This window comes from Stenotrophomonas sp. 86428_Sma (assembly GCF_056481585.1).
In genome coordinates this window covers 1-13,063 of the sequence record NZ_CM151156.1, presented here as the reverse complement: position 1 = coordinate 13,063, position 13,063 = coordinate 1, and the positions used below count along the sequence as shown (strand labels likewise).

Sequence of the window (13,063 nt, the reverse complement as noted above, 5' to 3'; positions counted from 1 at the left end):
TGCGGTGTAGCGTTTACTGCTGCACAAAACCGATCTTCTTCATCTGAGCATTCTTCGCGGCGGCCAGAACCTTGGCCATCACGTCGTACTCGGAATCCGGGCTGGCGTCGATGCGCAGTTCCGGCTGGTTGGTCGGGTCACGCTGGACCTCCTGCTCCATCCGCTGCTGCAGCTCGCTCGTATTGATCGGGCTGTTGTTCCACGAGACCTGGTTGCTGGCGTCGATCTTCAGTTCGATCGGCGGCGGCGGTTCGACCAGCTGCGGCGGTGGGTTGAGCACGCGCTGCGGCAGGTCCACGGCGATCGGGTACGTCATGATCGGCGCGGTCACGATGAAGATGATCAGCAGAACCAGCATCACGTCCACGAGGGGCGTGACGTTGATGTCTGCCATGGGGCCCTTGCCACCACCACTACTGAATGCCATGGCTTATTGCCCCTTTTCTTTGGTCGCGACGAAGCCGACGTCCAGCATGCCCTGCTCCTGCGCGACCTTGGTCAGGTCGTTGATGACGCGCATCTTGGTGGTGCGGTCACCACGCAGGTTAAGCGGCGGCTGCGGGGTCTGCTGGGCGGCGGTCGCCAAGCGCGACTCGAGAGTCTGCTTGTTGATTTCTTCGTCGTTCCAGTAGATCGAGCCGTCTTCCTTGACTGCCAGGGTGATCGGTCCGGAACGCTTTTCAGCGTCTTCCGGCTTCTGGATCAGGTTGGCTTCCGGCAGATCCACCTTGACCTTGTGGGACATCAGGGGCGCCGTGATGATGAAGATGATCAGCAGCACCAGCATCACGTCCACGAGGGGCGTAACGTTGATGTCGGCCATGGGGCCGCCGCTGTTACCACTACTGAAAGCCATAACGGGCTCCGTCTAGATCTTGGTGACTACTTACGTTCGTCGCTGGGTGACGCGCGCCGCAATTAGCGGACGCGCGAGCCGGTGGCGAAGAAGTCGTGCAGGTCGTGCGCGAAGGTATCGAACTTGCTGATGGTCGCGCTGTTGATCTTGCTGAAGAAGTTGAAGGCGAACACGGCCGGGATCGCGACGAACAGACCGATCGCGGTCATGATCAGCGCTTCACCCACCGGGCCGGCAACGGCGTCGATCGAAGCGGAGCCGGTGGCACCGATCTTGATCAGCGCGCCGTAGATGCCCCACACGGTACCCAGCAGACCGACGAACGGAGCAGTTGCACCGACGGTGGCCAGCAGGGTCATGCCCGACTGCAGCTTGTTGCTTTCGCGGGTGACCGCCTGACGCAGAGCGCGGTCGACGAACTCCGAACGGCTCAGGTTCTCACCGACGCCGCCGGTAGCACCGCCTTCAGCGCGCTGGTGGTGGGCAGCTGCCTGGGCAGCGTCCAGGGCGATCTTCGAGAACGGCTCGGAAGCCGGCTGTTCTTCCATCGCACGGATGGCGTCCTGCGCGTTCGGGGTGTCCCAGAACAGGCTGACGACGCGATCAGCGGCGCTCTTCAGGCGGGTGGCGCGGAAGATGTTGATGACGGTCCAGTACCAGGACATGGCCGACATGATGACCAGGGTCAGCAGCACGACCCAGGAAACCGCGAAATCACCCGGCTTGGTGGTCATTTCGTGGATCAGGTGCTCGAAGCCCATCTGCGACAGGGCGTTGGACGGATTGCCCCCGGCAGCAGCGGCGATGAAAATTTCCTGCAGCATGACGCTTACCTTTGTTGTGTGTGGTGATAAAGGGTGTAGCTAAGCTAAACAATCGAACTGGGAGCGGGGGTGGCCAGGTGGCCACCCGGACGCATCAGTTCAGCGCAAAGTTGACCGGGACGCGAACGCGACCTGCCGCCTTCTTACCGCCAGATTCAGCGGCGTTGAAGCGCCACTTGCGAGCTGCTTCCATCGCAGCACGGTCCAGGTCGCGGTTACGGCTGGACTTTTCCACCGTGACATTGGTGACGTTGCCGTTGGCATCGACATCAATGATCAGGATCACTTCGCCCTGGATACCCGCGCGGAAGGCTGCCGGCGGGTAACGCGGCGGATTCATGGCCTTCGAGGAGATATCCACGCTGGCCTCGATCGAGGTCGGCGGAGCCGGCGGCGCGGGCGGCGACGGCGGGGTGACGATATCGTTCGGACGCGGTTCCGGCACGTCCACGACCGGCGCCTGCGGCGGCGGCGGGACCGGCGACGGCTTCGGCGGCGACAGATTCTTCACCGGCGGTGGCGGAGTATCCTGCGGCGGCGGCGGCGGCGGCGGCGGTGGGGGCGGCGGCGGCGCGTCGACGATGGTCACCATGACGTTGCGCTCCTTCTCAGCCACGGCCTTGGGAGCCACGGCGGGGATCAGGAGCATCATGAACGCGGCCAGATGCAGGGCAATTACAAACGCGATGCCGACGATGCGAGGCCAGCTCAGCCCCTTGTCATCGGGTTGTTCGTACCGGTGAACGACTAGTTGTTCCGTCATGCGCCAAGAGCTCAATAGTGGGGCCGGGATGCCGGGGGCGGAATCCCTGATCAGCGGTGCATGACACCGCAGGAACCTCCAAGCTTATACCAATCCTGAGCGCCTGCGCATCAACTGAGCAGGCATTCAGGCGTTATTCCTACTTACTTCAGGTTGATGATTTTTTTTGCATCAGCCTGGTTCTTCACACCCTTCGCCAGCGCCTGCTGGGCGGCTTGCTTGGCCTCCGGGATGCGACCTTCGGCATGCAGGACGCGTGCCAGGTTCAGGTAGGTCTCACCGTCCTTGGACAGCGGGGCAGCCTTCTGCCACGCATCGATCGCCTGCGGCACCTGGTCGGAGTAGTAGTAGGACTGGGCCAGCGCCAGGTAGACCTGGTAATCCGGCTTCAGGATGCCCTTCTGCAACCCTTCGTTGATGACCGCGATGACGTCCTTTTCCTTGTGTTCGGTGTTGGCATAGATCGAGTACAGCTGCTTGTACTCGCGCTCTTCGGTGAGCTGGCCGCTGCTGCGCAGCTTGTCCATCACCGCGGCAGCCTTCTCCATCTGATCGGCCTGCATGTACATGCTGGCCAGGTTCAGCTGGGCCTTCTTGTCATTCGGGTTCTTGGCGGCCAGTGCCTCGGCTTCCTTCACCGCTTCACCGGACTGGCCGGCTTCGGAGAGGGCCGCCATCAGCAGCTGGTTCCAGTTGTCCTTCGGTTCGGTGGCGCCGGCGATGGCCTGCTTCAGCACCGGGATCGCTTCCTGGTAGCGCTCCAGCTGGTACAGCGCCTGGCCCTTGGCGATCAGCTCTTCCGGCTTGGTCGACTTGCTCTCGGCGAAGTACTTGTCCAGGGTCGCCAGGCCTTCGGCGGTCTGGTCTTCCTGCAGCTGCAGCTGGCCCAGCATCAGCATCGACTGGAAGTGCCCGTTGTTGTCCAGGCCGTTGAACTGCAGGACCTGCTTCAGGTAGGCCACGGCAGCCGGGGTGTCGTCGGTCTGGTAGGCGGCCTGCGAGGCCAGCTGCGCGGCCAGCGACTTGTCGTACTCGTTCGCGGCGCTGTCAGCCAGGATCGCGTCGGCCTGCGTGCGCGTCTCCGGGAACTTTTCCTTGTTGTAGCTGTCGATCATCTTCTGCAGCTTGCTGCCCAGCTTGGCCGATGCCTTGACGGTCGGCTCCTCGCGGGTCGCGTTCGGGTACAGCGCTTCGGCCTTGGCCTGCTTGCCGCCGCGGTTGCCACGCTCGGAGGAACGCGAGGACTGCGCGAAGGCATCGGTGACCACGGCGCCGGTCAGGGCGGTCGCGACGAGGACGGAAAGCACAGCTTTGTGGTTACGGAAAATCATCGTTCACCTCGATCGAACCGCCGGATAGCGGCAAAGTCGGACTGTCAGAAAAATCTGAGCCGCCAAACGTATCAGAAACAGATGGCGTGAGAAATCGTTTTATGTGCTGCAATACAGCATAGAACTGCGCACTCATCCGCACTTTGGCCGCAGCCCGGCCGCCTGCGCCTGCTGATAGACCGGCGTCAGTCCCGGTGCATCGCGTCGCAGTTCCTGGATACGGTTGGCTGGATCGGGGTGGGTGGACAGCCATTGCGGGCTGCGGCCGCCACTGGCGGCCATCATGTTCTGCCACAGGTCGACCGCCTGCGCCGGGTTGAAACCGGCCTGGGCCATCAGTCGCTGGCCGATCACGTCGGCCTCGCTTTCCTGGGTGCGTGAACCGGGCAGCAGGAAGGCGGTCTGCGCGCCCATGCCACCGAGCTGGTTGACGGTGCTGGCAGCGCCTTCTCCGTAGGCCGCGCCGGCCAGCGCACCGAGCACGGCCAGCCCGGTCTGCGCACCCATCTGCCGGGTGATGCGCTCTTCGTGGTGGCGGGCGATGACGTGGCCGATTTCATGGCCGATTACGGCAGCCAGCTGATCCTGGTTTTTGGCGACGGTGAAGATGCCGGTGTTCACGCCGACCTTGCCACCGGGCAGGGCGAAGGCGTTGGGCTCCTTGTCGACGAACACGGCCGTCTCCCACCGTACGCCACGGTATTGAGGCGGCAGCTGCGCGACCAGGGCGTTGACCACGCACTGCACGTAACCGTTCTGGCGGCCGTCGGTGCTGATCTTTTCCTTCTGCTTGGTTTCGGCGAACGCCTGTGCGCCGAGCTGGTCCAGCTGCGCCTGCGACACCCCGCCCACCATCTGCCGACGGCCGGTAGGAGAGGTCGTGGTCGCGCAGGCACTGACCAGGGTGGTGATGACAAGGGCCAGCAGCAGTTGTTTCATGGATCCACCCCCGTGTTCATATGCGCAGTGTGTAGCGTAGCGGCTTAATCTTTCGTCAAGCGGACACGGCGTTACGTTGCCCCGAAGAACACAAGCGCGGCAAGCGCCACGCCGTTGTTCAGCGCGTGCGCGGTGATCGCGGCCCAGAGTGTGCCGGTGCGCTGGTACAGCCAGCAGAACGCGGCACCCATGCCGCCATAGACCAGCCACAGCTGCGCGATCTCGGCCGGGCCGTTGGCACTGGTGCCAGGGATTTCATGGATCAGGGCGAAAGCAAGGCTGCTCAGTACCACGCCCAGCCACGGGCGCCCGGCCTTCCACAGGCGGCCAAACAGCACGCGGCGGAACAGCAGCTCCTCGTAGGCCGGTGCCAGTACCACCGCGAACAGCACCAGGAACAACGGGAAGCGCGCGATCGCACTCTGCATCAGCGCCAGATTGGTGGGAACCGGCTCGATGCCGAACTGCTTGGCCAGGAAGGCGATGCCATTGCTGCCGAGCACGATCAGGGTCGCCACCAGCAGGGTCCAGCCCCAGGTGGAGGGACGGCGCAGCGCCTGGCGCGACGCGTGGCGCTCGGCGGCATTGGCCGGCCGTCGCCAGAAGTACAGCAGCAGCGCGGCGCCGCCGGTGGCAAACAGCGCCATGAGAATCTGCGCAAGCGCGCCCGGCTGGCCCAGTGACGCCGCTACCGAACTGGCGTCGGGGGCACCAGCGCCGGCCTGCGCGTTCGCGTAACCGACCACCAGGCCACGGTACAGGCCCCATAGCAGGCCGCTGATCAGGCTCAGGCCGAACAGGGTGACAGCGGCGATACCCAGGTCGATGAAAAACCCCGCCAACGGCGAAACGACACGCGGCGCGGCAGAAGCCGGCGGAACCGGGGGCGGAGCGGAAACCGGGGCGGATGCGGACATCAGGTACCTGCGTTCAAGAGTCGAAGGCCGGCGCGCCTCCCCGCGCACCGGCCGTGTCCCGATTGTGTCAGATATCCAGGTTTGCGACCTTCAGCGCGTTGTCTTCGATGAAGTCGCGACGCGGTTCGACGACATCGCCCATCAGCGTGCTGAAAATCTGGTCGGCAGCGACAGCATCTTCGATGCGCACCTGCAGCAGTCGACGGGTTTCCGGATTCACCGTGGTGTCCCACAACTGCTCCGGATTCATTTCACCCAGACCCTTGAATCGCTGGATCTGGCGGCCGCGCTTGGCCTCCTCGAGCAGCCAGTTCTGTGCCTTGGCAAAGCTGTCGACTTCGATCGACTTGGCACCGCGGGAAATGGTCGCGCCTTCGCGGACCAGACCGTGCAGCAGCTTCGATGCCTGGTGGATCGCGCGCAGTTCGCCGCTTTCGAAGGCCGACATCGGCAGCACCTGGATGTGCTGTTCGCCCATGTGGCGACGGGTCACCAGCACAGCGGCCGGGCGCTCGTCGTTGGCGTCCTGCAGTTCCAGCGTGAAACGCGGGCTGCCCAGGCTGCCCTGGTTGAGACGCTTGGCCAGTGCATCCAGGCCCTCACCTTCGCCGGCAGCGCGCAGGCTTTCCAGGTCCATCGGGACGAAGTCGACCAGCGCTTCAAGCAGATTGCGGTCGTAGCGGTGTGCGTTGCGCTCGATCGAATCCAGCGCCGCCGCGTAGGCCAGCAGCAGCTTCTCCAGCGCCAGGCCTTCGATGCCGGGCTCGCCGGTGGCCGGCACCAGTGCAGCGTTTTCCACTGCGCTGCTGGCCAGGTAGCTGTCCAGCGCCGGGTCGTCCTTCAGGTACAGCTCCTGCTTGCCCTGCTTGATCTTGTACAGCGGCGGCAGGCCGATGTAGACGTAACCGCGCTCGATCAGCTCCGGCATCTGGCGGTAGAAGAACGTCAGCAGCAGGGTGCGGATGTGGGCGCCGTCGACGTCGGCGTCGGTCATGATGATGATCTTGTGGTAACGCAGCTTGTCCGGGTTGTACTCGTCACGGCCGATGCCGGTGCCCAGCGCGGTGATCAGCGTACCCACCTGGTCGGAGGACAGCATGCGATCGAAACGCGCGCGTTCCACGTTGAGGATCTTGCCGCGCAGCGGCAGCACCGCCTGGTTCTTGCGGTTGCGGCCCTGCTTGGCCGAACCACCTGCCGAGTCACCCTCGACGATGAACAGTTCGGACAGCGCCGGATCCTTTTCCTGGCAGTCGGCCAGCTTGCCCGGCAGGCCCGCGATGTCCAGCGCGCCCTTGCGGCGGGTCAGATCGCGGGCCTTGCGCGCGGCTTCACGTGCACGTGCGGCATCGACGATCTTGCCGGCGATCGCCTTGGCTTCGTTCGGGTTTTCCTGCAGGAACTCTTCCAGGCGCGCACCGAAGGCGTTTTCCACCGCCGGGCGCACGTCGGAGCTGACCAGCTTTTCCTTGGTCTGGCTGGAGAAGCTCGGGTCCGGCACCTTCACCGACAGCACTGCGATCATGCCTTCGCGCATGTCATCGCCGGTCAGGTTGATCTTGGCCTGCTTGGCGATGCCGTTCTGCTCGATGTAGTTGTTGAGCACACGGGTCAGCGCACCGCGGAAACCGGCCAGGTGGGTACCGCCGTCCTTCTGCGGAATGTTGTTGGTGAAGCAGTACATCGTCTCCTGGTAGGAGTCGGTCCACTGCAGCGCCACGTCCACGACGATGCCGTTGTGCTCGCCGGTGACTGAAATGACGTTCGGGTGCAGCGGGGTCTTCAGCTGGGCCAGATGCTCCACGAAGCTGCGGATGCCGCCTTCGTAGTGGAAGTCATCGCGACGGCCATCGCCACGCTCGTCGGCAAGGACGATCTTGACGCCGGAGTTCAGGAACGACAGCTCGCGCAGGCGGCGGGCCAGGATGTCGTAGTGGAATTCCACGTTGTCGTGGAAGGCGACGGTCGACGGCCAGAAGCGCACGGTGGTACCGCGCTTGGTGGTGGCTTCCAGCTTGGCCAGCGCAGTCACGGCTGCGCCGTTGCTGAATTCCTGCTGGTAGTGGGAGCCATTCTGGAACACGTCCACCAGCAGCTTCTGCGACAGCGCGTTGACCACGCTGACGCCGACGCCGTGCAGGCCGCCCGAAACCTTGTAGCTGTTGTCGTCGAACTTGCCGCCTGCGTGCAGGACGGTCATGACCACTTCGGCCGCAGACACTTCGCGACCGAGCTTGGCGCTCATCTGCTCGTGCTTGCCGGTCGGAATACCACGGCCGTTGTCGGACACCGAGACCGAGCCGTCGGCGTGGATCGTCACTGCAACGTGGTCGGCGTGGCCGGCCAACGCTTCGTCGATCGAGTTGTCGACGACCTCGAACACCATGTGGTGCAGACCGGTGCCGTCATGCACGTCGCCGATGTACATGCCGGGACGCTTGCGGACAGCCTCCAGGCCTTCCAGGGCGGTAATGCTGTTGGCGTCGTAATTGCCGTTGTTTGCCGGGGTGTTCTGTTCGTCGCTCATTGCGCTTGCCGTAGGCTCCGCAGGTCGGGCACCGCTTGGGGCGATGCGCCGAGAATGAAAGGATTCCAACCCGAATTATACCAGCCGGGGTCGAGCGGCCCTGGTGTGCCCACTATGGCACAGCCACGATCTGTGCATGTTCCACGTGGAACCGGGCGATGTGGGTCAGTTCCTGCAGCGCCGCCGGGGTTTCGGTGGCGGTGATGAAGATCTGTGCCGGCCCATTGAGCAGGCGCTCCAGTACCCGCGCCTGATGGGTGCGATCCAGCTCCGAGGCCAGATCGTCCAATGCGATCACCGGCCATTCGCCTCGCTGTTCCGCATAGTCCTCCGCCTGTGCCAACAGGCACGCCAACGCCGTCAGCTTGGCCTGGCCGCGGGACAGCGCATCACGACCTGGAATGCTGTGGAAATCCACACTCCAGTCCGCGCGGTGCGGGCCCACCGAGGTATACCCGGCCTGCCGGTCACGTTCCCGGGCCAGAAGCAGCGCATCGGCCAAGGGAAGCTCATGCCGCCGCCAACCGGGGCTCAGCTCCAATCCCTGGATACCGAGTTGTGGAGCGAGGCTGGCGGCCAAGGCGACCGTGCGCTGCTGCAGACGCTCCAGGTAGTGCTGGCGGCGGCTGGTCAGTGGTTCTCCTGCCTCGGCCAGCTCGTGATCCCAGGTATCGAGCATCCGCGACGGCCCGCCCTGCTTGAGCAGGGCATTGCGCTGCTTCAGCGCCCGGGAGTAGCGACGCCACAGGGACAGAAAATCCGGTTCCACGTGGAACAAGCCCCAATCGAGGAAGCGGCGACGGGGTTCACCACCACCACTGACCAGTGCATGGCTCCCGGGCTCGAACGTCACCACGGCCAGCGCTGCGCAGAGATTACCCAGCTGTGCGACATCCTCGCCGTCCAGTCGACCCTTCCAGTCCTGACCACTGTGGCGCAGGCCGGCTTTTCGGCGGTGGGGCGGGTGAAGGGCACGCTGTTCGTCCCATTCCACGAAGATTTCCAGCGCTTCCTGGCCCTGGCGTACCAGACCGTCGCGCACCCGGCCACGGAAGCTGCGGCCATAGGCCATCAAGTGCAGGGCTTCGAGCACGCTGGTCTTGCCGGCACCGTTGTCGCCGGTCAGCAGGTTCAATCCCGGCTGGGGCGACAGGTCCACCGCACTGAAACGACGCAGTTGATGCAAGGCGAGGCGGCGGATCTGCATGGGGCGCGAAAGACCATCCGCACAAGGCGGTAGAGGGGCAGGGAATCCATCAGCTTACTGCATCGGTCAAGCCAGCCGTGCCGCCCCAGACATCGCCACTGTGCTGAAGCTTCCGTCTGGCAACCCTACGCGTGTTCCACGTGGTGGCGCTTCCTCACCTGGGCTCGCCTGGGTCTGGATACGCCCGGGAATCCTTGAATTCTGAGCGGCGGCGCAGGGTACCGGCCCTCAGATTTCAGCGATTTCAGCCTCATTCCGCGAGCATCGCCAGGTGCCCCGACGGTGGTTTGCGCGAACACCGCGCAGATTTCTTGAAATCTACGATGCGATGCCCTGGAGGGTTCCACAGATTTCAAGGAATTCGAGCCCGCCGTTTCACACTGTCCACAGCAGGTCTGTATGACTTATACACAAGATATGGGCAAACTGTGGATAAAAAAGCCCTTTTGCCCGACCTGCGAAACTATCCACAGGTTCCCCCCCAGCCTGAGGGGCCTCTATACAGGGGGTTTCAGTTGCATAAATCTTTTAAAAATCAATTAGATAATGCATTTTTCCACGAAATCTGGGCCTACCATCACCACCATGCTTTAGATTTATACCCAAATTTAGAAGCTAGGCCGACCCCGATCCGACCCCAACGAGACCTGTGGACAGTGGCGTCTGCAGATGAAGCAACCGCAGCGTTGCGACCCACGATCTGCTTCACCCCTCCGGCAAGTTCGGGGAACGTGCATCAGGCTGAAGACCCAGAACGGCATACTCGATCGAAAGCGGCTGGACAGCGCCCAAGCTCACAACCTGGATTCCAATCGCTCAGCACCGATTGCATCAGAAGGGCAGCCAGGATCAATCGGCAACCAGCGATCTCAAGGAAGCCATTCACCCACACCTGGAGATCCGGCCATCGCGATGCTCCACGTGGAACCTGCAAAAAAAACGCCCGGGAAGATCCCGGGCGTCGTTCGGTTCCACGTGGAACAGGCTGCCGTCAGAGACGCAGCGGCATCACCACATGGCGCGACTTCTCGCTGCTGGATTCACGCACCAGCGCCGAGGAGTTGGAGTCGCGCAGCTGGATGATGACTTCCTCGTCGCGCAGGGCGGAAAGGGCATCCAGCAGGTAGTTCACGTTGAAGCCGATGGCCAGATCGCTGACCGTGGTGTCGGCTTCGATCTCTTCCTGGGCTTCTTCCTGCTCCGGGTTGTGCGCGCTGATCTTCAGGTTGCCCGGCGAGACTTCCACGCGGATGCCGCGGTACTTCTCGTTGGACAGGATCGCGGCACGCTGCAGCGAGGCACGCAGTGCTTCGCGATCAACCTTCACTTCGCGGTCGGCACCGATCGGAATCACCGCTTCGTAATCCGGGAAACGGCCGTCGATCAGCTTCGAGGTGAAGGTGACATCGTCGCGCTTGACGCGGACGTGGCTGCGGCCGACTTCCAGCTCGATCTCGCGATCGCCGCTCTCCAGCAGGCGCTGCAGTTCGGTCACGCCCTTGCGCGGCACGATGATCTGGCGCTTGGAACCACTGGGCTTGGCCAGGTCGGTTTCACACAGCGCCAGGCGGTGGCCGTCGGTGGCGACGGTACGCAGCGCATCGCCGCGCAGATCGAACAGCAGACCGTTGAGGTAGTAGCGCACGTCCTGCTGGGCCATCGCGAACGCGGTGCGTTCGATCAGTTCCTTCAGGGTCGCTTCGCCGATGGCCACGCGCTCGGTGGCTTCCACTTCGTCAACCGACGGGAAGTCGTTGGAGGGCAGGGTGGCCAGGGTGAAGCGGCTACGACCGGCCTGCACGGTGATCTTGTCACCGGTCTGCGAGACGGTGATCCGGCTGCCGTCGGGCAGGGCGCGGATGATCTCGAACAGCTTGCGGGCGGGGATGGTGGTTTCGCCGTCCTGGGCATCTTCAACCGCGATCCGCGACACCATCTCCACTTCCAGGTCGGTACCGGTCAGCGACAGCTGGCCGTTCTGCACCTGGACCAGGAAATTGGCCAGAACCGGAAGGGTCTGGCGGCGTTCGACCACGTTGACGACCTGTGCCAACGGCTTGAGAAAGGCTTCGCGCTGCAGTGTGAAACGCATGTGGTTCCGTGCCCCTATGCTTTAAAAAATGTGGAATAAATCAAAAGCTTGGTGGTGCTGGTAGAGACAGAATCGCTGGAAAACAACGCTAAGTCTTTGTAAATAAAAGGATTTCAGGCCTCGAAACCCTCTGTATTACCGACCCCCAGGGGGTGGGGAAAGCTGTGGATAAATTCGACGCGATTTCAGACGCCATTTTTATCCACAACGTGTCCCGCGCTTGCTACCGGATTCTGCACCGTTTTGTGCGATGACGCCTCATCGGCATCCGTGCATCATTCGCTCAACTTCCGGATCAGCTTGTCCCAGTCCTCGCGGAGCTTGCCGTCGGTTTCCATCAGGGTCCGGATCTGGCGGCAGGCATGCAGCACCGTGGTGTGGTCGCGACCGGCAAAGGCGTCGCCGATCTCGGGCAGGCTGTGCTCGGTCAGTTCCTTGGTCAGGGCCATGGCGACCTGGCGCGGGCGTGCCAGCGAGCGGGTCCGACGCTTCGACAGCAGATCCTTGATCTGCAGGCCGTAGTAGTCGGCAACGGTTTTCTGGATGTTGGGAATGCTGATCGCCTGCTGCTGGGCGCGCAGCAGGTCGCGCAGGGTTTCCTGGGCGAATTCGGTGGTGATCGCGCGGCCGGTGAAATTGGCGCGGGCGGTCAGGGTATTGAGCGCGCCTTCGAGGTCGCGCACGTTGGAGCGCATCTTCTTGGCGATCAGGAACGCAACATCATCGGGAATCTCGGCACCGCGTTCGCGTGCCTTGGCCAGCACGATCGCGGCGCGGGTCTCGAAGTCCGGCGGTTCGATCGCGACCGACAGGCCCCAGGCAAGCCGCGACTTCAGGCGCGCTTCCAGGCCCTCGACTTCGCGCGGATAGCGGTCGCAGGTCAGGATGATCTGCTGCTTGCCATCGAACAACGCGTTGAAGGTGTGGAAAAACTCTTCCTGGGTGCGGTCCTTGCCGGCGAAGAACTGGATGTCATCGATCAGCAGCGCGTCCACCTGCTGGAACTGGCGCTTGAACTGATCCATGGTCTTTTCCTGCAGGGCCCGGATCATCGCGCTGAAGAACTGTTCCGAACGCAGGTACAGCACCTTCGCGCCCGGATTGGCCTGGCGCATGGCGTTGCCGGCGGCGAACATCAGGTGGGTCTTGCCCAGGCCGGTGCCCCCGTACAGCAGCAGCGGGTTGTGCGCGCGGTCGCCCGGCTTCTGCGCCGCCTGGAAGGCGGCGGCCAGGCCCAGCTGGTTGCTGCGGCCTTCGACGAAGTTGGCGAACGTGTAGTGGTTGTCCAGGTTGCCGGCGAACGGCACCTGCGGTTCGCTGGACACATGCGCCGACGGCGTGGAAACCGGCGCGTTCTGCGCCTCCACGGGACGCGGGCGCGAGCCGATTTCAAGAAAAACGTCGCTGAAACCGGCGAAATGGGCCAGCAGTTCGCGGATCCGGGCCAAGTACAGCTCGCGGACCTGGTCGACGATGAAGGCATTCGGTGCATACAGCACCAGGCTGTCCACGCGCAGATCGGCCTGCAGCGGCTTCAACCAGGTATGAACGTCTTCCGGCGGGAACTCCGCTTCGAGGCGCTCGAGACTACGGGACCAGGCATCCAT

11 protein-coding genes are annotated in these 13,063 nt (G+C 63.4%); all 11 read right to left on the bottom strand.

The window, feature by feature from the left end; genetic code table 11:
* Window positions 1-13 precede the first annotated feature (13 nt).
* Window positions 14-427 carry an ExbD/TolR family protein gene (locus ACZK3J_RS00055; RefSeq protein ID WP_005411740.1) on the bottom strand — a complete coding sequence of 138 codons (414 nt, stop codon included), beginning with the start codon at window positions 425-427 and terminating at the stop codon, window positions 14-16.
* A 3-nt stretch (window positions 428-430) separates the two neighbouring features.
* The gene (locus ACZK3J_RS00050; protein ID WP_005411739.1) at window positions 431-856 is read right to left on the bottom strand and encodes an ExbD/TolR family protein; all 426 of its coding nucleotides are present in this window, start codon (window positions 854-856) and stop codon (window positions 431-433) included.
* 62 nt (window positions 857-918) lie between these two features.
* Complete coding sequence (gene exbB, locus ACZK3J_RS00045; RefSeq protein ID WP_049420916.1) at window positions 919-1,680, bottom strand: TonB-system energizer ExbB; 762 nt, start codon at window positions 1,678-1,680, stop codon at window positions 919-921.
* Between the two features lie 94 nt (window positions 1,681-1,774).
* Window positions 1,775-2,443 (bottom strand): energy transducer TonB, encoded by a 669-nt coding sequence (locus ACZK3J_RS00040; RefSeq protein ID WP_049420917.1) that lies wholly within the window; start codon window positions 2,441-2,443, stop codon window positions 1,775-1,777.
* Window positions 2,444-2,586: 143 nt separating this feature from the next.
* Complete coding sequence (locus ACZK3J_RS00035) at window positions 2,587-3,774, bottom strand: tetratricopeptide repeat protein (protein ID WP_032128511.1); 1,188 nt, start codon at window positions 3,772-3,774, stop codon at window positions 2,587-2,589.
* Between the two features lie 132 nt (window positions 3,775-3,906).
* Window positions 3,907-4,713 (bottom strand): M48 family metallopeptidase, encoded by an 807-nt coding sequence (locus ACZK3J_RS00030; RefSeq protein WP_032128510.1) that lies wholly within the window; start codon window positions 4,711-4,713, stop codon window positions 3,907-3,909.
* Between the two features lie 71 nt (window positions 4,714-4,784).
* On the bottom strand, window positions 4,785-5,630 hold the full coding sequence (locus tag ACZK3J_RS00025) for a CPBP family intramembrane glutamic endopeptidase (RefSeq protein ID WP_134951819.1): 846 nt from the start codon (window positions 5,628-5,630) through the stop codon (window positions 4,785-4,787).
* Window positions 5,631-5,697: 67 nt separating this feature from the next.
* The gene (gene gyrB / locus ACZK3J_RS00020; protein ID WP_032128508.1) at window positions 5,698-8,157 is read right to left on the bottom strand and encodes a DNA topoisomerase (ATP-hydrolyzing) subunit B; all 2,460 of its coding nucleotides are present in this window, start codon (window positions 8,155-8,157) and stop codon (window positions 5,698-5,700) included.
* Between the two features lie 112 nt (window positions 8,158-8,269).
* Entirely contained in the window at window positions 8,270-9,364 is a 1,095-nt protein-coding gene (gene recF, locus ACZK3J_RS00015) for a DNA replication/repair protein RecF (protein WP_134951818.1), read from the bottom strand.
* Between the two features lie 991 nt (window positions 9,365-10,355).
* A complete protein-coding gene (dnaN, locus tag ACZK3J_RS00010; protein WP_005411731.1) occupies window positions 10,356-11,456 on the bottom strand; it encodes a DNA polymerase III subunit beta in 1,101 nt (366 codons plus the stop codon).
* A 275-nt stretch (window positions 11,457-11,731) separates the two neighbouring features.
* Entirely contained in the window at window positions 11,732-13,063 is a 1,332-nt protein-coding gene (gene dnaA, locus ACZK3J_RS00005; protein ID WP_005411730.1) for a chromosomal replication initiator protein DnaA, read from the bottom strand.